General features: G+C 31.9%; 26 protein-coding genes and 2 pseudogenes. 4 read left to right on the top strand and 24 right to left on the bottom strand.

The window, feature by feature from the left end; translation table 11 throughout:
• Positions 1-43: 43 nt before the first annotated feature.
• The 11 genes and pseudogenes from IGJ90_RS14200 to IGJ90_RS14150 all read right to left on the bottom strand — a co-directional run.
• Positions 44-295: a hypothetical protein gene (locus tag IGJ90_RS14200; protein WP_438768402.1), complete on the bottom strand. Its 252-nt coding sequence runs from the start codon at positions 293-295 to the stop codon at positions 44-46.
• A gap of 33 nt (positions 296-328) precedes the next feature.
• Positions 329-700, bottom strand: a complete 372-nt coding sequence (locus IGJ90_RS14195; RefSeq protein WP_438768400.1) for a DUF7006 family protein — start codon at positions 698-700, stop codon at positions 329-331.
• 29 nt (positions 701-729) lie between these two features.
• Complete coding sequence (locus IGJ90_RS14190) at positions 730-2,160, bottom strand: DeoR family transcriptional regulator (protein ID WP_438768398.1); 1,431 nt, start codon at positions 2,158-2,160, stop codon at positions 730-732.
• A 227-nt stretch (positions 2,161-2,387) separates the two neighbouring features.
• Positions 2,388-5,900, bottom strand: a complete 3,513-nt coding sequence (locus tag IGJ90_RS14185) for a BspA family leucine-rich repeat surface protein (protein ID WP_438768396.1) — start codon at positions 5,898-5,900, stop codon at positions 2,388-2,390.
• A gap of 123 nt (positions 5,901-6,023) precedes the next feature.
• Positions 6,024-6,233, bottom strand: a complete 210-nt coding sequence (locus tag IGJ90_RS14180; RefSeq protein ID WP_438768394.1) for a hypothetical protein — start codon at positions 6,231-6,233, stop codon at positions 6,024-6,026.
• A complete protein-coding gene (locus IGJ90_RS14175) occupies positions 6,233-6,619 on the bottom strand; it encodes an LPXTG cell wall anchor domain-containing protein (RefSeq protein ID WP_438768392.1) in 387 nt (128 codons plus the stop codon). Before IGJ90_RS14175 ends, IGJ90_RS14180 begins: the two co-directional genes overlap by 1 nt.
• A gap of 2 nt (positions 6,620-6,621) precedes the next feature.
• Entirely contained in the window at positions 6,622-7,650 is a 1,029-nt protein-coding gene (locus IGJ90_RS14170; RefSeq protein ID WP_438768390.1) for a DUF916 and DUF3324 domain-containing protein, read from the bottom strand.
• A 377-nt stretch (positions 7,651-8,027) separates the two neighbouring features.
• Positions 8,028-8,744: a WxL domain-containing protein gene (locus IGJ90_RS14165; protein ID WP_438768388.1), complete on the bottom strand. Its 717-nt coding sequence runs from the start codon at positions 8,742-8,744 to the stop codon at positions 8,028-8,030.
• A gap of 405 nt (positions 8,745-9,149) precedes the next feature.
• Entirely contained in the window at positions 9,150-10,637 is a 1,488-nt protein-coding gene (locus IGJ90_RS14160; RefSeq protein ID WP_438768386.1) for a WxL domain-containing protein, read from the bottom strand.
• 519 nt (positions 10,638-11,156) lie between these two features.
• Positions 11,157-11,333: a hypothetical protein gene (locus tag IGJ90_RS14155; RefSeq protein WP_438768384.1), complete on the bottom strand. Its 177-nt coding sequence runs from the start codon at positions 11,331-11,333 to the stop codon at positions 11,157-11,159.
• Positions 11,334-11,554: 221 nt separating this feature from the next.
• Positions 11,555-11,758, bottom strand: a pseudogene (locus IGJ90_RS14150) (hypothetical protein); the annotation flags it as partial.
• A 675-nt stretch (positions 11,759-12,433) separates the two neighbouring features.
• Here IGJ90_RS14150 and IGJ90_RS14145 point away from each other — a divergent pair.
• Positions 12,434-13,144, top strand: a complete 711-nt coding sequence (locus IGJ90_RS14145) for a WxL domain-containing protein (protein ID WP_438768382.1) — start codon at positions 12,434-12,436, stop codon at positions 13,142-13,144.
• Between the two features lie 235 nt (positions 13,145-13,379).
• On the opposite strand, the gene IGJ90_RS14140 is transcribed toward IGJ90_RS14145, so the two are convergent.
• The 4 genes from IGJ90_RS14140 to IGJ90_RS14125 form a co-directional block, all read right to left on the bottom strand.
• On the bottom strand, positions 13,380-13,859 hold the full coding sequence (locus IGJ90_RS14140) for a WxL domain-containing protein (RefSeq protein WP_438768449.1): 480 nt from the start codon (positions 13,857-13,859) through the stop codon (positions 13,380-13,382).
• A gap of 81 nt (positions 13,860-13,940) precedes the next feature.
• On the bottom strand, positions 13,941-14,327 hold the full coding sequence (locus IGJ90_RS14135) for a hypothetical protein (RefSeq protein ID WP_438768380.1): 387 nt from the start codon (positions 14,325-14,327) through the stop codon (positions 13,941-13,943).
• A gap of 98 nt (positions 14,328-14,425) precedes the next feature.
• Positions 14,426-15,109 carry a hypothetical protein gene (locus IGJ90_RS14130; RefSeq protein ID WP_438768378.1) on the bottom strand — a complete coding sequence of 228 codons (684 nt, stop codon included), beginning with the start codon at positions 15,107-15,109 and terminating at the stop codon, positions 14,426-14,428.
• A 600-nt stretch (positions 15,110-15,709) separates the two neighbouring features.
• Positions 15,710-16,414 (bottom strand): WxL domain-containing protein, encoded by a 705-nt coding sequence (locus IGJ90_RS14125; RefSeq protein ID WP_438768376.1) that lies wholly within the window; start codon positions 16,412-16,414, stop codon positions 15,710-15,712.
• A gap of 1,084 nt (positions 16,415-17,498) precedes the next feature.
• On the opposite strand from IGJ90_RS14125, the gene IGJ90_RS14120 reads away from it, so the two are divergent.
• Both IGJ90_RS14120 and mazE read left to right on the top strand, forming a co-directional pair.
• Positions 17,499-18,131 carry a pentapeptide repeat-containing protein gene (locus IGJ90_RS14120; protein WP_438768374.1) on the top strand — a complete coding sequence of 211 codons (633 nt, stop codon included), beginning with the start codon at positions 17,499-17,501 and terminating at the stop codon, positions 18,129-18,131.
• Positions 18,132-18,453: 322 nt separating this feature from the next.
• Positions 18,454-18,726, top strand: coding sequence for a type II toxin-antitoxin system PemI/MazE family antitoxin (gene mazE / locus IGJ90_RS14115; RefSeq protein WP_438768372.1), 273 nt, complete (start codon positions 18,454-18,456; stop codon positions 18,724-18,726).
• A 285-nt stretch (positions 18,727-19,011) separates the two neighbouring features.
• Here mazE and IGJ90_RS14110 read toward each other — a convergent pair whose 3' ends face one another.
• The 3 genes from IGJ90_RS14110 to IGJ90_RS14100 all read right to left on the bottom strand — a co-directional run bounded on the left by IGJ90_RS14110 (position 19,012) and on the right by IGJ90_RS14100 (position 21,994).
• Positions 19,012-19,254, bottom strand: a complete 243-nt coding sequence (locus IGJ90_RS14110; protein ID WP_438768370.1) for a hypothetical protein — start codon at positions 19,252-19,254, stop codon at positions 19,012-19,014.
• An 872-nt stretch (positions 19,255-20,126) separates the two neighbouring features.
• Positions 20,127-20,750, bottom strand: coding sequence for an NAD(P)H-binding protein (locus IGJ90_RS14105; protein ID WP_289866431.1), 624 nt, complete (start codon positions 20,748-20,750; stop codon positions 20,127-20,129).
• Between the two features lie 446 nt (positions 20,751-21,196).
• A complete protein-coding gene (locus IGJ90_RS14100; protein ID WP_438768368.1) occupies positions 21,197-21,994 on the bottom strand; it encodes a hypothetical protein in 798 nt (265 codons plus the stop codon).
• Between the two features lie 680 nt (positions 21,995-22,674).
• Between IGJ90_RS14100 and IGJ90_RS14095 the strand changes: the two are divergent.
• Positions 22,675-23,124, top strand: a pseudogene (locus tag IGJ90_RS14095) (DDE-type integrase/transposase/recombinase).
• Between the two features lie 276 nt (positions 23,125-23,400).
• Here the strand turns inward: IGJ90_RS14095 and IGJ90_RS14090 are convergent.
• From IGJ90_RS14090 to IGJ90_RS14065, 6 genes are all read right to left on the bottom strand, one after another.
• On the bottom strand, positions 23,401-23,988 hold the full coding sequence (locus IGJ90_RS14090; protein WP_103301406.1) for a recombinase family protein: 588 nt from the start codon (positions 23,986-23,988) through the stop codon (positions 23,401-23,403).
• Between the two features lie 531 nt (positions 23,989-24,519).
• Positions 24,520-24,792 carry a bacteriocin immunity protein gene (locus IGJ90_RS14085; RefSeq protein WP_192411348.1) on the bottom strand — a complete coding sequence of 91 codons (273 nt, stop codon included), beginning with the start codon at positions 24,790-24,792 and terminating at the stop codon, positions 24,520-24,522.
• A gap of 12 nt (positions 24,793-24,804) precedes the next feature.
• Entirely contained in the window at positions 24,805-24,984 is a 180-nt protein-coding gene (locus IGJ90_RS14080) for a class II bacteriocin (protein ID WP_192411349.1), read from the bottom strand.
• Between the two features lie 208 nt (positions 24,985-25,192).
• Entirely contained in the window at positions 25,193-25,384 is a 192-nt protein-coding gene (locus IGJ90_RS14075; RefSeq protein WP_192411347.1) for a hypothetical protein, read from the bottom strand.
• Between the two features lie 11 nt (positions 25,385-25,395).
• Positions 25,396-25,590, bottom strand: coding sequence for a hypothetical protein (locus IGJ90_RS14070; RefSeq protein ID WP_002367787.1), 195 nt, complete (start codon positions 25,588-25,590; stop codon positions 25,396-25,398).
• A 158-nt stretch (positions 25,591-25,748) separates the two neighbouring features.
• A complete protein-coding gene (locus IGJ90_RS14065; protein WP_225624592.1) occupies positions 25,749-25,955 on the bottom strand; it encodes a hypothetical protein in 207 nt (68 codons plus the stop codon).
• Position 25,956: the final 1 nt, after the last annotated feature.

Genomic DNA, 25,956 nt, shown 5'->3' with positions numbered 1-25,956 from the left:
TGCTTGTTCTCCTTTTTTCTTTTTTTGAAAGAAAAGACGTGTATTACCCAAGGCCAATGAGTAAAAATAAAAACCAGATAAGCGTCCATCCATTAAGAGCCATCCCTAAAGCCAACGCTATTTTTTGCCTTCTTTTCGTCATTTCTTTCCAAAAAAACAAGGCAAGGCCGATAGTAAATATTCCTAATAAAAACGCAATAAGTAATTGCCATTGATGGATATAAACCGTTGGAAAAGATAGAATATTTACTACTATCCCACTTAAAATAACCCATAAAAAAACATATTTTTTCATTCGTTTTACTCCTATTTCTTCCATTGTCAAACATTAAATCACAGAAAAGTATAAGGTATGTTCTAATAACTCTGTTGAGCTATTGTCACATAGCTCTTTCATAAATATCGGATAATCTTCTTGTGCGCACTGAACAATCATTTCTTCGGACACTTCTTCATTGTCCACTAGGTCCGTTAAAGACATAAGGATGTGTAGTTGGGCATCCAATCCCAAGGTTTCCGCATGCACTTTAAAAAAGTGCATCGGAGAACTTGTATCAATCGTTTCCTTCATTTTCTCACATAATTCTTTCATCCTTTCTGAAATCAACGGATACTTCTCTTGAAAAACAGGATCTGTATATTTTCTTTCAAAATACTGAAAATAGGTTTCCTCATCTAAATAATTCAACGTTCTCTTCATTTTTCTCGCTCCTTTTTTTATTTTTTCCTTTAATATTGATTAAATACATACATAAAAAATTGTTGTAAGTCTTCATTTACCGAACACAATGACACAGGGAACAATTTGGTTTCTTGATAGGTGTCAAAGGGAACATTGGTTAAGCTACGTTCACAAAGAATCACACTATTTTCTGTATCTAAATACACAGGCAATGTCTCTAAATTATAATAGAGTTCATTATCAATTACTATTTGCGTCGTATTCAACCGTCGTTGAATCCATTCTCGATAAATGACATGAGAAAATTCATTTTCGGCAACAATAAACACATGCCATACTTTGCCTATTTCTTGATGAATCAATACATCGCTGACTTTTAAACAAAAACTTTCTATTGCACGCTCTTCAAGATAGACTTTATACCCATATTCTTGACTCCACTCACTCATCAATTGTTTTACTTGTACACATAATTGTTTTTGCGAGGCTTCAATAAAATGATTCTTTTCTACCAAATACATCGGACGATGATAGAAAATATCGACTAAGAATCGTAAAAGTGCGCGTTCAAAAAGATACTCTTTCATGAGTTCTCGCTGAAACGTCTGCTCAAAACGATACACCAAGGCTAAAATCTCTGGTCTCTTATAAAAGTGACTCTTCTTCATTTGATAATAGTCCATTTGGAGATAATGATAATTGTTTAAATTATGATTTAACAATCGATATATAATGGTTAAATAGTCACTCTCATTTTTTGGCAATTGATAGGGACGGACAATGGTTTCAATTTTTTCAAACTCCAATTCTTTATAAAGATACTCCATGCCTTGCTTTGGATTTTTTATCCCTGTATGTTTTCTTTGTAAGGAAAGGTAGACATTTAATGTAAAAAAATACTTTTCTCGTTCATTCAACTCGTTGGAAAAAATTTGGCTAATTTGAGCAACAATTTGTTGAGCCTCTCGATAAATTCGTGGATCCATCTCTATCTCCATTGGATCTACTCTCATCCATATCGTAAGCAGCAACAATCGGTAATGAAATTCATCCGTAATAAACGTGCCTTCTTCCGTCATCCCTCCTGTCTTTTTAAAGAATTCTTCTACTTTCTTTTTTAGCGAAAAAACTTTGGCCACAGAAATATGTTCTTGTTCCGAAATTTTTATATAGTTCCGTTCTCCTTGTAAATATAAGAGACAGATCTTTAAAAAATAAGATTGACTATATAAGTTTCGTATCAGCTCATACCTTGTCATACCGGCTTGAAAATACATCGTCACATGGGTTGGTTTTTCTTCGACTAATTGGATACGAGAATCTAACAATAAAATCTTTTCAATGTCTCGTTTAATCGTCATTCGACTGACATTTAATAATTCCGCTACTTTTGGAATATTCAATTGTTTCAATTCAAACAAGTATTCCGTTACTTTAATTTGTCTCAGGATATCTTTTTCAATATACTCATCAATCACGATTTTTCACCTTTTTAATGGGTTGCCTCCTTGCCATTGGATTTTCTTATAAAAAAGCTCCTCAAAAAAGAGACTTATAACCAGCAATCTTTTTGAGGAGCTTAACTAATTGTTTCGTTTGAAGCATTCATTCTTCCCTTTTTCAAACGTCGTTCATCACTTGCTAGGTAAAAGTAGCTTAAAACAAACACTAACGGTACATGTAATTTTTTCAACTCTTGCAATTTCTATTCTATAGGTCCAGAGATATCTTCCCCTTGAAGATTTGTTACTGAAGATTCTTTCACCGAAGAAACCTCCACATAAACACCTAGTGATGGCACATATAGTAAGTTGGTTCTTTGGATATATTCCTCTAAATAATTTTCTGCCTGTTGATAAGTTACAAACTTTTCATCTGAGATTACTTCAGAATTAATCATACCTTCATGCACCATAACATTAAATATTACTCTATACTTATATTTAAAATACTCTTCAGGTATATCCAAATTTCCATGTTCAGAATTAGTTACCATGCTTGTCGGCTCTGTACTACCACGTTTAAAATTCTCCATTACATAGTTATGTCTTGCTTCTTCTGCTTCTTCATACGAATTAAAACGCTGAGGAGAAAGATACTCATTTACCTTAAAACTAAATTGTTCTTCTACAGGAGGAGTTGTTTCATTTCCTAGGACATTTTCTAAACTCCAAACTACATTTCCACTGTAGCTTCCTAGTTCTACCATCCCTGCATCAGGAATTTCCAACGATACATCCCCTAAATTATAGTTGTACACGGCATTATATTTTCCCATGTTTGCGGTCATGATTGCTGTTGGAACCTCCGTAATTTCTACGTTCGTTCCTCCTTGCACGCCATCATTACTATCTGTTAAGTCCGTAGTTGGATTAAATGGATTCGTTCCATTATTAATATTCTTCATCACAACACCTGTTTTATTCGTGGTTTTGATTGAACTTCCTGGAAGCTCTTTTCCTACATTCCACACAAGTTGTGCATTTAACGTCCATTGATTCTCTTTATTCCGTAAATCCCGAACCCCTACATCAAAGCGATCGGTTTTATTCACTGGAATACTTTGCGGACCTGCATCATTCAATACAGTACTTTCTGTTTGAAATTGTTTTGGTAAATACGCAATGCCATAGTTAGATAACTCCTCCGGCGTTGTTGGTTTGGTGTTATCTTCCCCTTCAGACGGAATGTGTATGTCTAATGGGTTATAAGTTAACGTAATTTCTTTCGCTTCCTCTGTAAATGTTCCTTTTATTCCTTCTGGCATTTTACTCTCATCTAGTTTATACCCAGGAATAGGTGTTTCCACAATATCTGTTAAATCATACGCTTGATCTTTATAGCCTGTAATTATTTGTGGTTCTTTAATAGACTTACCACTTTGATCGACAAAATTCACTTTAACTGTTGATTTTATATTGGTAAAAATCACCTTATCAAAGAAATTCCCATGATCAGACTCCCATGGTTGTACCACTCTTATAGATTTCAATTGAAATCTAGTGGTTGTCTGTCCTTCTGGTACAGTATAATACCCACTATAGGTTTTCCATTCGGTATGTGGTGACGTTACTTGCTTTTGTTCAACTAATTCACCGTCTGGTGCACCAATTTGAATAGCTGCAGTATCTTCTCCATATACTCCTCTTTGAGAAACCTCCCAATATAACGTTTCTCCTGGTGTTGTTTTTACATCTTGATAAATACCAAAATCAGAAGTAAACGCTACTGTTTGAAGTTCTACCCATTGTTTTCCATCGATTGCTGGAACTGCTCCAGGACGTTGTTGATTTAATCTAAAAACTCTATCATGAAGGGATTTCCAACCTGGAATTGCTTGAAAGAATTGTTCATAATTTCCAGCATCTATTACTGGATCTTCAAAACTTCCATTAACGATAGATGTTTGCAACGCTTTATAGTAATAAACGACTTCCTTCGCTTCTTTTGAAAAGGTTCCTTTTGCGTTATCTGGCAAGCGACTTTCATCCAAGACATAGCCATCTATGTTTAATTTATATTCTGGTGTGGTCGCATCGTAATACTCGCCTACTTCCCCTTCAATGGTCTTAGAGCTTGCAATTTCTTTTCCTGTATCTTCAAATACATATTTCACCTTCACAGAAGCGTTTACCCATTGTGCTTGATATTTCGCTCCGTATAGATCAGGATAAACATTTTGAGCGCCAGAAGCAGTTCCTTCTGTTAATTTCCAGCCTCGGAATTCTGCTCCTGCTTTTGTTGGAACATTATCTTTTTGGAATTGTTCAAAAGTAGTTACTTTGTTTATTGTTTCAAATTCTTCTGGTGTATAGGCTACTTTAGTGAAGTATTGTTTTGTATTTGTTTGATCTTTGAATTGACCACCGTTTGCATTTAATTGAGGCATAGCTACAGGATCAACTAAATCAGAAGCATAATTATAATCTAATAATTTAGAATCTGTAGCTAAGATTACCGCACTTCTATTAACATAACTATAGTGTTGAGCAAACATACCAGATATATTTGTTTCTGCATTAATAACAAAATTACGTAAATCTAGTTTCGAAGATCCTCGAAAATAATTTTTGGAAAACATATTTGCAAACATTCGACTCATATTTCTCACACAGCTAGTGTTGAAGCTCCTTAGATCTAGGTTTACTAGTTCTTCACAAGCTTCAAACATAGATTCCATATTCTTCACTCGGCTTGTATTAAAACGACTTAAGTCTAGACTCTTTAATTTTAAGGAAGAGTGGAACATATGTGCCATATTAGTAACATTACTTGTATCAAAGTTGCTCAAATCTAGAGTTTCCCCGCCATATTGACCAAACATGTAGCTCATATCCGTTACTTTGGCTGTATTAAAATGACTAACATCTAAATTTTCGTTTCCAGAAAAATAAAACATTCCAGACATATCTGTTACATTACTTGTATCAAAATTACTTACATCTATAAGTAGCTGATTATCAGTACCTATAGTATAAAACATATCTGACATATTTATTACATTACTCGTGTTTAAGCCATTTAAATTAATTTCTTCAACATTCTTAGCATACTTAAACATTCCAGACATATTTGTTACATTGCTTGTATCTAATCCTGATAAATCAATTGTCTTAAGTGAAAACTTGTATACAAAAGCATTTGACAAATCCGTAGATTCTACACCTACTTTTGTTCCATCTTCTCTTGGTAGTACTTTAAAACTTGTTACTGAAGATAAATTTGGAAAGACTATGTCATCAATATCCTTTAATTTTGTTGGTTTCCCATCAATTTCATTTGGTACAACAATCTCTGTGCTACTTCCTGTATATTTTGTAATCAGTACATAGCTCCCTTTATCTTCCGTTTTCCAGTCCGCGAGACGCACTTCTTGATGAGTGGTTGTTCCCGCATCTGTTTCCACTTCCGCATTAGTAGCTCCTTCTGGAGCTTCTTCTTCGTTCTCTACAACCGGTGTTTCCCCTGGTGTTGTAGAAGGTTCTTCTTTAGATTGTCCTTCTTCTACTTTTTCACCATTGGTTGCTGGCACCTTTTGCGGTTGTTCTTGTTTTACTTCAGTTGAGTTTGACGGTTCTTCTTGCTTCTCTGCTTTTTCAGCCACTTCTGGCGATGAATTTTCTTGCATCGTTTCGGCAATCACCGTCATAGGCGTCGTTGCTGCATTGGCCAATAAAACTGTTGTCGCGAATAAATACGCATACTTCTTCCTTTTCATCTAAGTTTCTACCTCCTTAACTAGTTAGTTTTCCCAAACAAGCTCTTGCTTTGAAAGTTGCTTCACTAGTTTTTTACATAATAGCGCTGAACAAGTATATATCTATTTCTTCCTACCCGCTCTTTAGCTCAATTGACTATTAATCATAAAGATATACACCGTACTTAACACAATCACTCCTACAGAAGAAAGAAGGACAATGCCATTGACGTATAACCGACTTTTTTTCATAGATTTTGTTAATGTTGCTTTGTAGTCGTTGAAAAAAAGTAAACTATTTACTATCAGTAAAAGGATGCCCACAACCAGTAAACAAATAGGTAAGCTATACATTATTCTTCCACTTCCTTTTCTTTATTTTTTCTAATTATCAATAAACACAAACTACAGCCAAGGAACACGCCACCTAAAATGGAATACATCAGATTTTTTTCTCCATTCGTATGAGGCAAACGTCCAGTTGATGAGCCACCAATAGCTATATTCATTTGTGCATTAGCGTTTGCGTTACTATTAGTATTAGTATGAATCGTCGAATTCGAGCCACCAGTTCCACCTGAAGACTCTCCTCCTGGCAATTTATCTGGCCCAATAGGACGAGCTAATTGAACCGTTACGCCCGTTTGGGCGACATCCGTACTTGGTTGTTCTGCCGCATACACTACGCTTCCCATCAGTAACGTGCTACATAACAATCCTCCGATTAGCCATTTCTTCATGCTTATTCCGCCTCTCTTTGTTTTCTTCGTACAACGATATAAATTGTGCCTCCAACACTAATAATGACTAAAGCATATACGCCATAAGTAACCCATTTTGGAATATAGACTTTAAAGACCGATTTAGTATTGATTTCTTTGGCTTTCTCATCGGTAATTTCAAATTCTCTTTCAAATTTCCAGGTTTTTCCTCCGGCATCCACACTCCCTACAAAGACATATTTTCCTGGTTTTAACTCTTCTTTTTTCCAGTCAAATTGGAACGGATACACAGAGTATGGCGCAATATTCACATTTTTCTTTTCTTCTTTTTTGATGACTTCTCCTGAAGCTTTCGGTTTAATTTCTCCTTTGACCGTCGCATCAGGGAAAATATACGGATTCGGGTTTAAAATGTCCGCTTGGACAATCTTTTTCCCATCGGATAATTTCGCTCCTACGGTATCTAGTTCTACCGAATTATTTTTCTTTGGTTCTACCGTATCTTCATTGGTTAACACTAACCCAATCGTATACGTATAGATATTGCCTAAGCTAAGTGCCTGTTTCTCCTTTTCCACCGTTTGTTTTTCTGAAACGACAATACCACCAACAACGACACCTGACATTGTCTTTTCCGGCATTTGAATATCAATCGCTGTTTCTACACTACTTTTTGCAGGCACTTGGACTTCTTTTTGGCTAACCTTGGCCATAGAAGTCAAAGGATCTTTTAAAGACGCATGGTCTTTGATTTTCCCCGTATAATCAACGGCACCATTGGAATTAGTATTCGCATTGGTTAGCTTTACTTCGAGTGTTTTTTCTTTATCCGAATCATTGGTTAGTTTTACCTTTACTTGATCTTTTTCACCTGGATTCTCTTTTAAGTAGAAATAACTCACCGTTTTATCCAGTTGATGATCACTCGGGATTCCTTCAATCGTATAGCCGCCGGCTAATTGACTGGAATCTGATTCTTCTGCTTGTGCATGATAGCCTCCTGCGAATAAACTTAAAATACACATACTATATAGTGCCCATTTTTTCACGTTCGCTCTTCCTTTCTTTTTTATTTATCTATATCAACTAAAAGGAAGAAACAAATTGTTCTATCCTTTCAGAGAAAAACTTTGTCAAGGGTATTTTATAAGAAAATACACGGTAAAGATTCTAATAAAAACGACATCTTTATATGGTTATTTCTAAAAAAAGAAATTGACAAAATGATACCAAGATGTAAAATATATAGTTTAAGCTAAAAAACTCATACAATACTCAAAAAAATAAAATCCTTTCAATCATATGACAACTTGCGCATTGATTAGAATCGGATTTTCCTTCTCACCACACTCCATTCATTCAATTATTTCTATGTAAACCAAAAGGAAAGATAATTCTTACCTTTCCTTTTGATAAAAACAACGGATTATTCCACTACATTAGACAATGTCCAGTTGATATTTCCTGAATATGTTCCTGCAGCTACATTTTCAGAAGTTGGAATTACTAATTTAGGATCTTTGAATTGGTAGTTGTACACACCATTCACTGTTTTTCCTTTTTGTGCAGTCAAAATAGTCGTAGGAGCATCTTTTTGAATAGTTAGAGAAGCTGCAGTTGTTGTAACTTCTCCCTCTGTAATTTCGCTAAGATTTCCTTTTCCATCGTTCAATTTTGCATTACCTTCAGAAGCGGTGATTGTTGCACCTTCCATATAACCTTGTGTGTCACCTGTCCACTCTAATTGTGCAGATAATGTCCAGTTACGATCTTTGGCACGTGTTTTATCTTGGACACCTACGTTGTATTTATTGTTTGTATTAGTCGCAGAATTATTAGTTAAAGATACTTCTGTTTGCCCTTTTTCTTGTAATTCAGCTGTACCACTTAATGCTTTTGGCGCATAAGCAATACCGAATAATCCTGTAATTTCTGTCCCTTCATCTGTACCACCTTCATCTGGACCTTTTGGCGGTTCTGGTTTAGTTGGTGTTTGATTCACTGTTAATTCTGCGCTAATTGGTGTTTGTGCAGTTTTTGGATCTCCTTCTGCTGGTTGTGACACCTCCGCAAAGGCACTTGCCGCTCCTAATAAGGTAGTTGAAGCTAACAATGTCGCTCCTAGTAATCGAATGCTTTTCATTTTCTATCCTTCTTCCTTTCAAATAAAATATTTTTTAGGCAAGTGATTTTTATCACTTAACCTTACGGTCATATCTTATACGAAAATAAACAAGTACGATTCTAAACAAAAACATATCCTTATATAAATTTTCACAAAAATAAATATTGACAAAACTCACAAAAAGAGTAAAATGTTTGATTTTATAACCAAGAAAACAATGAAAAATCCACTAAAAAAGCAAAAAAAGAACCCAAAATAAAAAGAACGATAGTTATTTTTACAAAAATCTACAAACTTATTTGTTTTCGTTTTTATTTTTTGTTTCTTTTTCTCTTGCTATTTTTTCAAATTTTAAAATTAAGAATAGTTTAAGTACTCAAAAAAGCCACCATAAAAAAGTAACTTTTTATGGTGGCTTTCTTCCTATTCTTCTATGCTTGAAAGTTTAAATGCATCTATTAAGTTACCAAAAGAATCGTTATAACCTGAAGGAATGTATCCAGAAATCGCTCTGAGCTGTACTCGAGTAGTCGTTTGCCCTTCTGGCACCTTATAAGTTCCAGAATATTTAACCCATTTTTCAGTTCCTGTAACCATTTCACATTGTTGAATCAATGGTTCTTGAGGTGCACCGATTTCTACAACAGCAGTATTCGTTCCAAATACCGCTCGATGATAAACTTCCCATTGAAGTGTTTCTCCAGGAATAGTTTTCAAATCTTGATAATAAGCTTTGTTCACATTTAATTTAGTAAATTGTTCGCCATCAACAGGACCAACTTTATCAGCCGCTGGATATTTTCTTAATAGAGTTATTACATCCCATGGACCACCTGCCGTTCCTGACACCTTACCATCATTAGTCCATCCAGGCACTCGATCAGAAGTAAAATTTTGCTCCTTATACATATTTCCCCAAGCCGTACTAAGGTTAGTAGTTACCGGATCCTCAAATCCCCCGTTCATAGCTTCAAGCGGTTCATAGTCATAATAATAAGTAACAATTGGATTTTTATCACTTTCGAAATTTCCAACTGCATTTTCTGGTAATTTTTCATTATTCAATACATATCGTTTATTCTCTAAATTCAATTTATAAGAAGAAGTACTAACATCATATTTTGCTCCTACACTACCAGAAATAGTTTGAGCAGGGTGGATTTCTTTACCTGTTTTACTTGAAATATATCTAACTGTAACTGTTCTTTGTTCACCACCTAATGCATCTGTTAAATTCCAATTAATATTTCCAGAATAATTTCCTGTGGTTACTTTATCAGGGTGTGGAATCACTAATTCTGGATTTGAAAATTGATAATTGTAGACACCATTTAATGTTTTTCCGTTAGTAGCCATCATAATATCAACCGGTACATCTTGTTTAATCGTTAAATCACTAACATTGGTCGTAACCTCTTTATCTGATAACTCTTCTAAAATACCTTTTTTATTTTCTTTCACATTTCCATTAGTGGCTGAAATCATTGTGCCTACCATATATCCTTGAGGATCGTTTTCCCAACTTAATTGAGCAGTAAGTCTCCAATTACGATCTTTGCCACGAGTCTTATCTTGTACTCCAACATTATATTTCTTGACGTTTTCTCTTGTCAAAGAAATTCGTTGTTCATCACCAGAGGCATTTAACTCACCTTGCGCACTTAAAGCATTTGGGGCATAGGCAATTCCAAATAAACCTGTAATCCCTGTTGGTTTATCTCCCCCACCTTCTTCTCCTGTTGGCGGTTGTGGAGACTCTGGGGTTTTAAGCGTTAATTCTGTATTAACTGGAGTCTGTATCTTACCTGGAACTGGTGTTACTGGTTGTGATTCTTCTGCTAAAACATTTCCTGTTCCTAATAAAGAGGTAAAACCTAATAAAGTAACTCCTAATAAATGAACAGTTTTCATTAATCTCTTCCTTTCTTCTGTTAATTTATTTTCAATAAACTATGAAACTTCTTCTATAGTTTATAGAAGTTTATAGAAAAAATAAAGGTATGATTCTACGTAATATGATATCTTTATTAACCATATCTCCAAAATAAATATTGACAACAAATAACAAAGGAAGTTTGATTTTAAATCAAACTTAGATACATTGTTTAAGACTTTTTAACATTTTGAGGATATTTTCTAATAAAAAGAAAATAATCGTTCAAGAAATCAGGTATGCATTTTTCTTTACAACTTACATACGAGAATAAAAACATATAACTAACGAGAACAGGCATTTTTGTATATGTTAGTTATATGTTTTTTATTAAAAAAATAATATTTCTTCAAAAGTATCTTTTCTCAATATGATTTATTATTTAAAGCAAGATACACAATGAAGTTGTATCAAATAACTCAAAATCTATATTTAACATAGACATGTATAATATTTCAAACACTTATTTAAATCAAATATCTTTTTTATAGATTCCTTTAAACAGATAATGAATATTTTTCGTATTCTAATACTTGCCCATCTTTCAAAAAATACGGCCCTAATAACTGATCTTCTATATGAATTTTATTATTTGGTGAGAAGCTCACACTGTCAATTCGTAATTGTTCTTCTCGAGGAAATAACAATTCTAGTTCTTGAGGATAGTAACTCATTCCAGGATATCCTATATAGGTTGCATTTTTTTATCGTCTGACTTTTATTCTCAATTCATTGGTCTATGTGTAAATACAGAGTTTTTTACCAAAGTAGTAGATAAAAAAACTGGTTCCTGAAAAATTTTCCCAACAGCTCCGGTATTCTGAATAGACTCTATTGCTGTAGGTAATACTGTTTGAAAATAATTTCCCACAATGTTCTTTTCTATTTCTTTTTTTTAGTAGTCTATGCGTTCTAAAAAATCTATATTAGCATACCTATAAACAATTATATTTTCTGTTACAAGAAGATATACTACCGCTTTATCTAATGTTAAAATACACTTCTGTTCTTCTATACTTAACTCTGAAAATGGAATTCCTTTTCTTAAATTACTATTAAATGGTTGAGAATTGTAGCTATAACCCTTAAATAATTGTCTTTGTTCTGTTGAAAATAAATAATTTCCTGATTACCTTTTTCCCCATTCAATTGCTTCTTGTGCATTTGTAAATTCTTTATACTAATCATTTGCATAAGCATTATAATTAGGTGCCCACGTAAAAAAAATAATGAATAAAATAATATATTTTTATATGTTTTCATTCTTCAATTCATTGCTCACTCATCCAATCATTTAAGCTATCAATATAGTAAATAACAATTGACATTCAAGTTTTACGCTTCAATCCAAAATTAAACACCGTTTATTAAAAGAATTCCTCTCCTCATTTTTCTAATTAAACAAAATAGGTTACCTACATAAAAAAATAGCAAAAGAACGAAGAGTTAATTCCTTCGTTCTTTTGCTATTTTTGAAAGGATTTCTTTTTGATGAATCATACAAAGGGAATTTCCTATTTTTGAATCAAAAATGAATAAGTTGTGGTAAAGAACTTTTGACATATATTAAAAGTTGAATTCAACTTTTTTTGACTAATTTTTCTATATTTTATGTAGATAAACCCAACTTTTTATCACACATCCCCCGAAATGTCAAGAAAAAAAAAAAAAAAAAAACAGCGATTTTTCTGAATTTTTTTAGAAAATATCCCTCGTTTTTCTTGTTATAATCCAATTGTTCTAAAAAATAAATTTTAAAAGGAGCGAATTTAGAATGAAAAGTATTCGATTACTTGGAGCTACTTTATTAGCTTCCACAACCTTATTAGGAGCAGCAGGGGTTTTCGCCTCAGAACCAACTGATCCAAATCCAGCAAGTGCAAAAACACCAATTACTGCAGAATTAACAGTAAACCAAACACCAGAGAAACCAACACCTCCAACTGAACCAGGTGAAGGTGGAGGCGACCAAGGTACAGATATTGAGGGCTTATTCGGTATTGCTTATGCACCAAAAGCATTATCTGGACAAGGTGAACTAAAAGAAAACGGAAAATCAACAATTGATTTATCAAACAACGAAAGTACTCAAGGTAAATACAACGTAGGGGTACAAGATAAAACACGTGCCAAAGATCGTGCTTGGACTTTAAAAGCTCAATTAGTTTGGGACGGCGACGACAATGGCTACATGGCTGGTTCAACAATCACTGCTACTGAAGGAAATGTAAAATTAAACACTAAAGGTGCATTAACTCCAGTGACTGAAGATGAAGTTACTATCGGAGATTCTGCAACTAACTTAACAATTGAGCAAGGTTCTCAAGTAGAATTGATGAAAGCTAATGCTGGTAAAACAGTTAACGGTGTCTACAACTATCAATTCAAAGCACCTAAATTAGTAATTCCAAACTCTGAAAATGTAGCTGCTGGCACATACTCAGGAAACATTGTTTGGAACTTATCTAACGCTTTAGGCGCATAATTTCTCTTACAATTTTTGTTTCATAAAAAAACATGTCCCCGCTTCCAAGAAGTTAATATTCTTTTTATCGAACTTTTCATTTTCTATCCAATTCACATAAATGGAATGTTAGCTTCTTAGGAGCGGGGACATATTCATCAGATAAAGGAGTGCTTACTTTCAAGTGCTCCTTTATTTTTGTCTACAGAATAAAAAAGCACTAGTTTTTTATTTCCCTAGTGCTTTTTTTCGTTATTTATAGCGTATTGTTTAAGAACCATTGAACGTTTCCGTGATACGCGGTAGGTTCAATTTGTCTTGTTTCGGGAATACGTAAGGCAACATTTCCTAAATCATAGTCATAAACCGCATTATGTGTACCCGATGGTGCCATCAAAATAGGCGTAGGCGAAGTACTTTGTATAATGACATTCCTTTGCCCAATTACTTCGCTAGTTGGACATTCCGTAAAATCTTTGTTGGCGTCAAAATCGTCCACACCATTGTTATTATTCTTTTTAACAATACCTGTAGCATTAGTAGTGACTATTTCTGCTCCAGGAAGTGTTTGCCCTGTCCACTCTAATTGAGCACTTACCGTCCAAGAACTTTCGGTATTTCGAACATCTCTTATTCCAATATGGAAACTCTCTATTTTTGTAAATGGGATTATTTGTTCCCTATTATCCTTAAGTGAAGTCGAAGCAAAAGTAAATTGTTTTGGTACATAAGCAATCCCATAAGCAGTTAAAGGACGTGTAACAACATTATCTTGATCCTGAGAAGGAATGTTTGAATCAATTATCGAATCGTCTTGTCAAATAGCTGTATACGTTGTATTAAGCAATTCTTCTAAGTTTGTAGGATCTTTGGGCCTTACTTTCCATTGTTTAAAGCGATAGTTTTCTTTTGTAGGTTTATTTATATTCAAAAAATCTTGCACCTTTTCTAATGAACAATACTCTGGTGTGTTTGCGACTTTAGTAAAATAGTTTTTGGTAGGTTGAGAATCTTCAAAAAGACCTCCGTTAGCATCTAAATAAGGCTTAGAAACAGGTACTCGATTGTCAGTAGAATAATCATAACTATTTAGTAATTGAGAATCTTTGGTAATTACTAATAACGGAGTAGAATATGGCACAGAAAACAGATTTGATACTTTCTTTTTATTTACATTGAATTTTTCTCCTAAGTTTAAACTCATTAAACTTGTACATAAATTAAACTTGTACATAAATTAAACATTTCAAGCATACTAGTTACTTGACTCGTATCAAATTTATTCCCTAAGTCTAATTTTTTTTAAGACATACAACCACCAAACATAACTTCCATATTGGTTACATTGCTTGTATCTAAACCGCTTAAATTAATTGTTTTAAATCTTTTTTTATGGTCAGAAGTACTCATAAAAGCACCACTAAGATCAGTTGATTCTAATCCTACTTTTTGTCCTTTTTGATTCGGTTGTACAATAAAACTTTCTAAATTGCTCATATTAGGAATCACATTCTCATCGATATCAAGCAATTTAGTCGACTTTTCATTAATCTCATTTGGAACAACTAAATCTGTAGCTGATCCAGTATATCTTTTCAATAAAATATATGTCCCCTTATCTTCTGTTTCCCAATTCACTGCTTTTTCGCTATTTGTGTTAATTTCTTTAGAAACGCTCTCTTCATTCACCGTACTAGAAGTAGTTTCTGATTGAATCGTTCCAGTATCCGTTGTTTGTTCCGTTTCTATACTTTCTTCGCTTGAAAATACATCTAACTGTTTGTCAAACTCAGAAGAATTAGTTGAAGGAGTAGTGAGTATTTCTGTACTCGATAAAATAGGCGCTGAATCTAAATTAACTATTGGATTTTGGTTATCTGAAAAATCAATAGACGACGTTTCATTTTCAATAGCCCTTACAGATACTGAAAATATCGTATTTACAGCAATAAGACTGATTAATAAAAAATAGTTTGTTCGTTTCATAAAACACAAACTCCTTTGCTAATTTGTTCAATTAAATAATACAAAAAATGCTTCAGGTTCGATTATAATATTATCATTAGAAAATGATTCAAAAAAATTGGAGTTTCCTAAAAAACATTTTTTCTCTGTTTCTCCTTCACTAACATTTAAACACAAAAAAGAGCTAAGAATATCTGATAAATTCTAGCTCTTTTTGTGTTATAAATTATTTGTGAGTAGTTGTTTCATTTTTTAGAAAGAACTAAGGTTAAAGGAGTTAAAAAATTTTACTTTTTCAACTATTTTTTGAAAAAATCCGTTGATTTTTCCTAAAAAAATTTTTATACTCATTTTAGTATGTAAATGTAAAATTTATTTTTACTTTCATAGCGAATTCGTGTCTCCGAGAGCGAATTCGCTCTTTTTTCGTCAAAATCCCAAATAATCTCCTACTAAACTAGAATTGTTTTGATATCTTACATTATAAATAATAAGAGGTTCCCGCACCTGGGAAGTCAATATTCTAAACATTTTCTTCTTTATTAGAATTGGATAGATATGAAAAGCTTGATAATAGAATATTAACCTCTCAGGTACGGGCCCCCCTTTTTTACCTCTCTCTTACATCATTACATTAGATAATGTCCATGTAATATTTCCTGAATAATTTCCTGCAGGTACTTTACTTGGATTTGGAATCACTAATTTTGGATGCTTAAATTGATAGTTATAAACACCATTCACTGTTTTACCAGCGTTAGCTTTCATCAAGTGTACTGAAGAATCTTGACCAATTGTTACGTTATCTGCGCCACTTTCAATAGTAACTTCTTGACCATCTACTTCCGTTAACTTTCCTGAAGTATTTAGTTTTACATTACCTTCACTTGCTGTAATGGTTGTACCTACCATGTAATTTTGTGTATCTCCCTCCCAAGATAGTTGAGCTGATAAAGTCCAGTTGCGATCTTTCGCACGAGTTTTATCTTGCACACCTACGTTATACGCTGTTTTGTTATCATGAGACAAATCTAATTCTTGCGCACTTGTTTGATCGGCTAATTCCTCCGAAACACTTAATGCTTTTGGTGCATAAGCAATACCGAATAAGCCCTCAATATCTGTTTCTTGATCCCCACCACCTTGATCAGGTTCAGTTGGAGGTACTGGTTTTTCTGGTGTTTGATTGACTGTTAATTTTGCAATAATTGGTGTTTGAACAGTTGCTGGTTCTGGAGTAATTGGTTCTGAGGCAAAAGCGCCTGTTGCTCCTAATAAAGTAGTGGAAGCTAAGAAAGTAGCTCCAAGTAATCGAATACTTTTCATAATAATTCTCCTTTTTCTTATTTTTATTCATCAAATAAATAGTTATTCGATGTTTCGTCTGTATCTTAAACCAAGAAAACAACCTGTGATTCTAAAAAGGTAGTCTTTTGTATACTTCTTTTTTAAAAAATAAGCGTTGACAACCTACTCATAAATGAATAAAATTATTTACTTCATTTTAAATCAAGCGACATAACTAAGAAAAAGAGGAAACTATTTTTTTAATAGTTCCCTCTTTTCATATCTATCACTTACCCCCTGCTACCCTCCACATAATCCTTATATCCGATATTTGTTCCTCTTTTTCTAATTTTTGTTACTTTTTAAATTTTTCATTCACTTATTTTATAATAGTATTTCAACTACATGGCCACACGTTTTTGAGCCTATTTAAATAAAAAAATAAACATAAGAATCGAATAAGACACAATCAGTTGTGTCTTATTCGTTATATAAAGAAAAATTAGATGGCTCTAAGGAGCAAGTCGCTTTTTGTTGGAGCCGTTTATTTATAGTTTATTTGAATATGACTTAATAAATAATATAAAGGTGACGTGACAAGGCATAAGTGCTTTAGGGTGGAAAATTGTTGAATCGATTCGCAAAAAAGAATCAGATTCACACGGTTAAGTGATTGCAAAAAAAGATAAGAGACGAAATAAAAAAAGAACGGAAAGTACAATTCGATATTTATAGCGAGTTAGTTAAGAAAACAGATTTTGGAATATGTAAATAATAATTGTTCATAGTAAATAGTCAACGTTTAATTCAGAATTCTTTGGTTTCTCCTAAGTGATGCCGCAAACACTATTGGATTTAGGGTATGGTAGCAATTATAGGAATATAAAACCTATTGGAATCATTTAGGAATTTCTAAGTCACTTGTTCAAAAGAAGAAGGTGTAACAAATTTTATAAGAATTTTATTAAAAAAAGTAGTTTTTAGTGTCTCACAGGACAATTATAAGGTTTTGTTTGAAGTTTACAGAACTATCGTTATCGAGAAATGCTCAAAAAGCTCTCCTTTTTCTTTAATGTACAATAATTACTAATATAGTAGGATTGATTTATAAGGAGGCAGTAATATGAAAAAAATAAATATAAATGAAGAGGTTTTAATTAATGATTCTTTTTTCTCTATTTACGATAGTGAAGATTTTTTCTTAAAAGAAAGAAAAATTTCTTCTGAAATTATTGAGAGACAAGATATAGAACACCCGATTATTGAATCTTGTTTATTTACTAATGTTATATTTTCAGAGAATAAATTTCAAAGAATGGAATTCGTTGATTGTAAATTCATAAACTGTGATTTTTCAAATGAAGATTTAGCAGACTGTATTATCTATAGGTGTGAATTTATTGGTTGTAAAATGATAGGTACAAATTTAATAAAGAGTCGTTTTTCAGATGTTTTATTTTCTGAATGTTTACTTACTTTTTCTAACTTTAGTGAATCAAAGCTAAGTAAGATAATATTTGACAACTGTAATTTAGATAGTTTTGATATGGTTGAAAGTAATATCAAGCAGTTGAAATTTCAACACTGTCATTTAGATAATGCTAATTTAATTCATACAAATTGTAAAAAAATAAATTTTAGTACATGCCAATTTGACAATGTTGATGTATTACAAGAGAATATTTCAGGGTGTAAGTTTAATCAATATCAAATATTATATTTAGCAAAAAAATTTTTAAATATTGATTTAGCGTGAAGATATCAATATCTAAAATTAAAAAATTTTATTAGTTTATTAGATTGTATCCTTATAAAAAGTCATTAGCTAATGGATCGAATATCTCATAAATTACAGTGAAGTATTTCAAAGCTATGTTCAGATAAAAATAGGAGCCAATGAATTTTAGAACAAATTATTTAACAGTTCAAAAACTTTTAAGTTTCTGAACCTAACAAATTAATTCTAAAATATCTAATTTTGACTATTTAATTAAATCACACTAAGTTAACTAAATGTAGTATATAATCATTTGAAACTATTTAATTATTTAGTGTAATAAAAGACAAGAGATGATTGTATGTTAACCACAAAATCTAGAAAACAAGGAAGTTCTGTAGTATTGACATTACCATCTAATAACGGACAGAAACCAAAGGCAGACCAAGAATATATAGTGATGTATTCTGATGATGGGACAATTACGCTAGTCCCTAAATTACAAGATCCATTTAGTGGTGGATTAGAAGGGGAGTACTACGAAAAAGACGAATGGTTCAATAGTCCTTCTTTTTTCGGACATAGTCTACTATTGAAAGGTGCATTTTACCAACACTCCTATTGCTATAAATAAAAAAATGTCGTAAGTATACATACTGTAGTCCATTACTTCTGGTTTTTTAAGTGTTGATTGAAATCAAAGTCTTGCAACCATTTTCACTAATAAAAAAATTATTTTTTTTATTCTTCTTTCAATAACTGTTTCTTAAGTTAAACAGTCTCTATATCTTTTGAATCTAATAAATAGTTAGTTAAAGATAATTCTTGACGAATGCCTCATTCTAAATGTTTGGGAAACAATTCTTAATGTTATATTTTATCTAAGAAGGCAATCATCACTATATTACAAGTTATCTTTTCAGTGTAATTCTTTATATGATAAATACATCAAATAATTAGTCTTTTCTATAAATTGATAGATTGCTAAGTTTAATTCAGAGTTTACACTAGCAGTTGTATTGATAACTTCATCTATTTCTTCTTTGTTATATACAAACGAGTTATTCTTCCACACTAACATTATTACCAATTCTACTTCACAAAAGCTCACAAAATAAGTAGAACCATAGGAATTTCCTCTTTCATGTGCATAGATTAACATGCCAAGTATTCTCCTTATTTTTTAAATAAATTACATGATTCATATCTAAATATCATTACTTTGTATCTTTCAGTTCACTTTATCCCTTTTGAGTATTTATTATATAAATATTTTGTAATACAGCTCTGTCACAAGACTTTGAAACCATTAATTTTAAGATTTATTAGGCTGAAAGACTACCTAATCCTAAAGCAACGAAGATGTATCATTCATTTTAAAGTAACAATTTAAAAAAAGTATTCTATTTAACATGGAAGAAAAGAAATAGGCGGTCATTCTATTCCTAGAAATGGATGTCCCCTGTATTGAAATCAAAGGAAAGTTGATATTATATTTATTAGAATATCTATGTGAATAGATCTGATATTTGATATTTAGTTACGTTAGAAAAGATATAAATAAAAAACTAATGTATTTAAAAAAATTGTAAAAACCGTTAGGGCAATCAAAATTTCTAGTAAAGATACGGAATCTATCCATAAAATGTATAAGAAAAGCAAAAAAAGTGAGAATCTTTTTGGCTTTTCAGTCTGCACTTAATTGAATATTTATTGTAAATGCTAGTTAATTAAGAATAAAAATAAAATTTAAGTTTTTAGTGCTTCCAGCATTTTTTATAAAGAAGTAACTATCTTCGGAATATCTTTTACAAACCAATGCAAATAAAATCCTTTGAGTAAACCAGTCCAAGCTAACTCTGGTAAAATATTCTTTCCACCAGGCATATTAAAGTCTCCTGTTTTGAATATAAAATGTTTAAGATGGTCATTTAAAATATCTTTGATAACAACGTTAAATTCAGATACGTCTTTCAGACGTATATTTGGATTGTTCGACCTAACATCTCCATACTCAATCGTATATACAAACTATTACAATTTTTCTAAAGCTTCTCCAATGGGTACTTCCCCATCTGCCATAGTAATAACTTTTTTAAAAGTATTTTTCTTGTCCAATAATTCAGAAAGGACTGTAGCCACATTATCTATGGAGTTTTCTCTTTGCTCTTGAGTCATCAATGTAACTTTCCCACTCCCCGTAGTTTCGGTTAAAGTTCCTGGTTGAAGAATAGTATAATTTAAATGTGTATGATTAATTAACCACATATCTGAAAAAAAATTACTGATAAAATAGTCTGTTAACTCCGAACTCCACTTTTCAGGATTTAGAGAAAATATCCCACTCAATTGAATGTATCGTCTAATACCTTTCTGCTCAGCTGCATTCATTAATTTTACAGCACCATATAAATCAGTTTGTAACAGATCTTTTCCTTGTGAACCTGCAACAAAATAGACTACCTGAGCATCTTTTAGTATTTCTTTAAGTTCAGACATGTTTGAATGCAAATCCATATAAACATATTTAACTTGTTCAAGGTTATCATACTTAAATTCTTTTCTACTACCAGCATAAATGAAATGACCTCTGTTAACTAATTTATTTATTAATGATCTTCCCACGCGGCCTGTTGCTCCAGCTACAAATATTTTCATCTTTTTCGTATCCCTTCTTATGATTTTTCCTATCCCTAGAGTTACAAATTTTATTCAATCTTAATTTTACGCTTTAATTTAGCTTAAAATAAGTAGAGGGCAGGCATAATTATAAATAATAATTTAAGGGTAAAAAATACGAATATATAATCATTATTGAATTTTAGGGTTATATCATCATTTTGGATTAAGCTATGGTGCTTGTTCTAAAATTAGTAAATGTAGAAACAAATAAGTACAGAAAGAATGACTTATAACCTTTTCCAAGCTGATTTAACGTATAATTTAATAATGCTCAAAAAGCATTATTAAACGGTCATTTATGGAACTTTTTAATAGTTAATAATATGTTACTTTTGGATTTTAATAGCCTATATTCTATAGAATAAAACTATCGATAAACATTTTGTTAAACCTGAAGGATCTCTCCATATTTTAGTATATAATTAAATTCCTTGTAATATAAACTGAGAAAGCGCACCAGGATTTGCAATTTCATGAATATCTGATAAAGCTGGAATTCCCCATCTTTTTGCGTGTACTTCTGAATTTGGAAAAATAGAGGTAAATTGTACTTGATCTTTGATACCAAAGATTCTATTCCATAAACTCCCTGAAAACCATGTACAAGTAGTCAAGGGTGTGAATGTCCCATTGCCAACTATGTCTTCTTTCGATCCAATTATGTTTCCTATTTCATTACTTTCTGCTATCAATTTAGGAATTATATTATTTTCAATTTGGTTTGTATCCATATTACTTGGCAACTTTACGGCCTTTTGTGCAATGAAAGGTCGATCAGGTAAATCATAATAATCTTGTACTTTTGGGTTATGATTAGATACGTAACCAATCCCTGCACCAAATGAATAGCTTGCATAATCATTTGGTTTATCACTATTAAAAATAATTACCCATGCATGTCCTAAGCTACCACTACCTATTATAGTATTTAAATAGGATATAACTGCACGAGCACGCTCTTCATCAGTGCTAAATTGAGCGGCCACTTCATCACATTTGTTTGCAAGTTCTTCAAAATCTAAAGGTTGCGGTTTAGCATTTGTTCGGATACAAACTTGTGGATACCCAACATTTTTGTCTCCAGTAGGCTGGACTATATCATTTGATGAATTACCTTGATAATTTTTATCTAGTTCTTCGGCATGTGTATCCAATTTCATTGAAAAAAATAGAGTACATAAATTAACAAAAATAATAACATATATCGCTTTTTTTAACATATTTCCATTCTCCTCTTTTCTAATCATAGTTATTATTCAACCTATAATATATTTTAAAAGCAACCTCATTCCTTCAATAGTCCTTTTTCCAGTTGTTATAAGTTCCCAGCTTTAAATAACTACTTACGGAAAGAGATTCCTGAATAATAAATAGTGGAAAAAACTCTTTTATAATACCTTACAACTAACTTATGAAAAAAATATATAAAACAATCATTATGTATAATTTCTTGCATACTAGATAAGTTTTTGACTTCTATCGTTCTTGATAAAGATTGAACGGCTTACAAATATAAAATCCAGATGCTGCTACCATTTTGTTGCTAGATATTGACTAAAACTGGATAAATGAAACAAATTTTCTGATGAAATCAAACCAACTAAATATACTATACTATGCTATTGACAGATTTAACCTGGAAAATTCAAATATGAAAAAACATTCCTAACTAACCGTAGTAATGGCTATTACCGGTAATATTTAGTTAAAATCAACTACTATGTATGATGGTTTGAAACCGAATAAAATATATCTTATAAGACAAAATATACATCTGGTGAAACTCTACTAATCACCAACTACACAACCCAAAAGATGATAACAAATGAATAATAGTTTGTTATTTAGGATAATCCTTAATTCTTAATTAAATAATATTTTACCATAACTATAATAAAATATTGTAGTTATACATGGATATCATTGCATATCCTTATCAATATACTATAATTTATTATACACAAATTGTGAGCTTACTAACACTATACGCCCCACCACGATTTATTGTTGAAATAGGCTGTATAAAAAAGTGACTTATCATTTGTGAAAAACTCAATGATGTAGAAATCTATTTAAGTCTTTACGCATTGATGAAAAGTACATCAAATTAAAAGGCAAAGACCGTTACCTATAACATACCTGTGATGCCCATGGAAACACATCGGATATGTGATTACACAATCACCCCGACACAGCTTTCAAAAACTTTGTTTAGTGATTCATTCGTGGTTATGGTAACCACATTCGATTACGCTGGATAAGTATTGCTCTTTCTTTCAAAACAATTAAAGTTTCAGCTTCGTATAAAGAAAGTCGAAGAGAAATCCCTCTCTTCGACTTTTCCCCGTAGTAAAAAATTGGAGATTTGTCTAAACTAGCATAGTTTTTATATAAGAAATTGGCCCAGTTTAATACTATTTAAAAGTTTATAAAAAAATCCAAAATTTATTCTTAAATTTTAACAATTATCGAAAATAGATTTTTAAATATTTGCTTTATTGTTTGATCTAAAGATATATATTTGCTAGAAGCAATTAATTTTATGTGTTCATCAGTTATATTAAATGGGGTCACTGGAACATCCATACAGAAAATAGCGGTAGAAAACCGAACAACTACTGGGCAATTAAGTTAGTTGTTCGGTTCTTTTGTTTAGCTTTCTCAATTTTAGTCGATTAATTTCACGATAAAAGGTTCCTGTAGATATCTGATTTGTTTCAATGATTTCTTTGACAGAATAATCGCCACTTTTGTACATTCGAACTGCAATATCTAACTTCTCCTGCGGAACTTTAGGACGGCCAATCGCTACACCTCGTTTTTTGCTAGCTTCGATTCCTTCGCGGACTCGATCAGCTAAAAGGTTGCGTTCCAACTCAGCGATTACACTCATCATTTGTAACATGGCCTTCCCCGTGGGTGTTGAAGTATTCATATTCTCTTTTAAAGAAACAAATTGAATTTGCTTTTGATCCAATTCCTGAATTAAGTTTAAAATGTCCAAAGTGTTCCTTCCAAGTCTAGAAATACTTTCTACTACAACAATGTCTCCTTTTCGAATCGTTTGAAGAAGCTGCTCAATTCCTGGGCGGTTTCTTTTTGTACCTGTATATTTTTCTTGAATAATCTTCTCTGCGCCAAAATTTTTTAACTGATCAATTTGACGACCTAAATTTTGATCGTCTTTTGATACACGAGCATAGCCAATAATCATTGCAAGAACCTCCAGTTTTATTTCTTCTTTATTATGAAGAATATTCTTTCTTTTGGTAATGGTTTATTATAATGAGTTTTTGAAAACTTAAAACATTGATAGACAAAGGAGTCAAAAACTAGAAATAAGATTCTAAAAAACTAATGTTTTTTAGAATTTATGCTACTTTCCTTACCGCTAATTTCTGTTTGAATGTTCCAGAAGTATTTTTTGTTCTTACATCTTTAGAATTCTATAAACCGCTTTAAATCAACGTTTTATGGATTTGGAACTAACCACTACCGCTATTTTCTGTACGGATGTTCCAGTGACCCCTAGCTCACCATTTAATCATGTAATAACGAACGTTAAACCTCTTTAGTGTATAATTGCCAATCAATATTTTTGAAAATGGCTTAGAATTGCTCTCTCAAATTAACCGTATAGTTAAATTCAACCTATATCTTAAAATTCTAGTCAAAAAACAACTAAAAAACTCACTGCTCTAATCAACAGTGAGTTTTTGTATAATACATACTAGCTTATATTTAATTAAAATCCTGACCATCCTTTAGGTGTTTGTATCAAAGTTAATAATTCTAACAGTTCACTAGGCGTTTGGAAATTATTTCTTAACGTAAATCCACTAATTGTTGGTTGTAATTCTTTTTTTAAATCATAGAATACTTTACCTGATAAAGCTTTGTTTCTTATTCTTAATAAAAGGTCATTTAAGTTTTTATCTGAAGAAATTTGCGGATTCGCTATTGCATTATTTGTTAATTGAATAATCTTTTCCAGTACTTCTTCTTTTTTATTAACCATCAGCTACTTCTCCTATCTGCCCATGCTAGCTAAACCTGAAGCCCATCCTCCAATAACAATTCCTGCAATTTGTTGCTTAGCTTCATTCCAATTCACCCAACATTTTTGTTTATTGCAATAGACACCATTTCCATATGATCTAGTTGCAGCTTCTGCATTTGTTCCTAATGCTGTAAAACCAATCCCTATCATGCCACAAATAACTAAACCTTTAACTAATTTCTTTTTCATTAATGTTCACCTCGAAAAATAAAAATTAGAAAACGTCTTCTATATAGAAATTATAGAACTATTGGTATAGTTTTGTAAATGATACAATAAAAGGTTTTTTCTAACATTTTTGTAAGGAGGTATATATAATTAAAAAGAATCTACCTACTTACCTTTTTTGCCTCTTCAACTAAAAATGCTTGTAAAAGCCGTATGTCCAAATAACAATATTCAAGCCTACTAAAAACCAAAAAATTTTAATCATAAATGCTACAGTATGTTCTTCTTTTCTTTGTAAATACTCTTCTCTCCATTTAGGATCATGTTTTCTTTTTTTCAAAAATTCATATGTATGATAAGAAGGACTTTCTTTCTCTTTCACTAGCTATCACCTCAATTTTTTACTTCTATATATTGTCCACCAAATGCAAGCTTATACTGTTTACCACAACTTTTACATTTGTATTCTGTTCGTTTCCAACGAATACGTTCCGCTAACATGCCACAATCACAAGAAATATACTCAACCAAAACACCTTCAGCTCTGTTAGCTACTTCTATTTTCTGATAATCATACTCTTTTCTCATAACTAGTCACCTTAAATAATAACTACCACAATTTATTTATCAGGAAGGCAACAACTAAAAATTAAGGAATAAATTTATGCACTTTAATTGACACTATTATATTAACATTGAGGAATTAGTTGTTGCCTATTACTATTTTATCAAGATTTCCCCTTTTTTCAAATTTTTTCTGGGCTTATTTCTACGCAAATCCCCTTACTTAATTTGTATTCTTTTTTACAATTACTATACTTAAAATGATTATATTTTCCCAACTCTCTTCTAGCCAATTGGCCACAATCACAATCAACATAAGCAACTACATTTGTCTTATTCCACGTAGTAATTTCTATTCCCCAATGATCATATTGTTTTCGAACAACCATC

Origin of the sequence: Enterococcus sp. AZ129 (assembly GCF_051714505.1) — a bacterium.
Taxonomy (GTDB): domain Bacteria; phylum Bacillota; class Bacilli; order Lactobacillales; family Enterococcaceae; genus Enterococcus; species Enterococcus faecalis.
Note: the sequence above shows the minus strand (reverse complement) of the source record. Positions and strands in the feature narration are given on the sequence as shown.

Coding starts and splice junctions, on each gene's coding strand:
- IGJ90_RS14100 (WP_438768368.1), bottom strand. CDS start 21,994: ATGTTAAAAAAAGCGATATATGTTATTATTTTTGTTAATTTATGTACT.
- IGJ90_RS14185 (WP_438768396.1), bottom strand. CDS start 5,900: ATGAAAAGGAAGAAGTATGCGTATTTATTCGCGACAACAGTTTTATTG.
- IGJ90_RS14130 (WP_438768378.1), bottom strand. CDS start 15,109: ATGAAACGAACAAACTATTTTTTATTAATCAGTCTTATTGCTGTAAAT.
- IGJ90_RS14155 (WP_438768384.1), bottom strand. CDS start 11,333: ATGAGTTACTATCCTCAAGAACTAGAATTGTTATTTCCTCGAGAAGAA.
- mazE (WP_438768372.1), top strand. CDS start 18,454: ATGTTAACCACAAAATCTAGAAAACAAGGAAGTTCTGTAGTATTGACA.
- IGJ90_RS14120 (WP_438768374.1), top strand. CDS start 17,499: ATGAAAAAAATAAATATAAATGAAGAGGTTTTAATTAATGATTCTTTT.
- IGJ90_RS14085 (WP_192411348.1), bottom strand. CDS start 24,792: ATGGTTAATAAAAAAGAAGAAGTACTGGAAAAGATTATTCAATTAACA.
- IGJ90_RS14135 (WP_438768380.1), bottom strand. CDS start 14,327: ATGAGTTTAAACTTAGGAGAAAAATTCAATGTAAATAAAAAGAAAGTA.
- IGJ90_RS14080 (WP_192411349.1), bottom strand. CDS start 24,984: ATGATAGGGATTGGTTTTACAGCATTAGGAACAAATGCAGAAGCTGCA.
- IGJ90_RS14065 (WP_225624592.1), bottom strand. CDS start 25,955: ATGGTTGTTCGAAAACAATATGATCATTGGGGAATAGAAATTACTACG.
- IGJ90_RS14165 (WP_438768388.1), bottom strand. CDS start 8,744: ATGAAAAGCATTCGATTACTAGGAGCGACATTGTTAGCTTCAACTACC.
- IGJ90_RS14125 (WP_438768376.1), bottom strand. CDS start 16,414: ATGAAAAGTATTCGATTACTTGGAGCTACTTTCTTAGCTTCCACTACT.
- IGJ90_RS14180 (WP_438768394.1), bottom strand. CDS start 6,233: ATGTATAGCTTACCTATTTGTTTACTGGTTGTGGGCATCCTTTTACTG.
- IGJ90_RS14145 (WP_438768382.1), top strand. CDS start 12,434: ATGAAAAGTATTCGATTACTTGGAGCTACTTTATTAGCTTCCACAACC.
- IGJ90_RS14195 (WP_438768400.1), bottom strand. CDS start 700: ATGAAGAGAACGTTGAATTATTTAGATGAGGAAACCTATTTTCAGTAT.
- IGJ90_RS14105 (WP_289866431.1), bottom strand. CDS start 20,750: ATGAAAATATTTGTAGCTGGAGCAACAGGCCGCGTGGGAAGATCATTA.
- IGJ90_RS14160 (WP_438768386.1), bottom strand. CDS start 10,637: ATGAAAACTGTTCATTTATTAGGAGTTACTTTATTAGGTTTTACCTCT.
- IGJ90_RS14090 (WP_103301406.1), bottom strand. CDS start 23,988: ATGATTATTGGCTATGCTCGTGTATCAAAAGACGATCAAAATTTAGGT.
- IGJ90_RS14175 (WP_438768392.1), bottom strand. CDS start 6,619: ATGAAGAAATGGCTAATCGGAGGATTGTTATGTAGCACGTTACTGATG.
- IGJ90_RS14070 (WP_002367787.1), bottom strand. CDS start 25,590: ATGAGAAAAGAGTATGATTATCAGAAAATAGAAGTAGCTAACAGAGCT.
- IGJ90_RS14110 (WP_438768370.1), bottom strand. CDS start 19,254: ATGTTAATCTATGCACATGAAAGAGGAAATTCCTATGGTTCTACTTAT.
- IGJ90_RS14200 (WP_438768402.1), bottom strand. CDS start 295: ATGAAAAAATATGTTTTTTTATGGGTTATTTTAAGTGGGATAGTAGTA.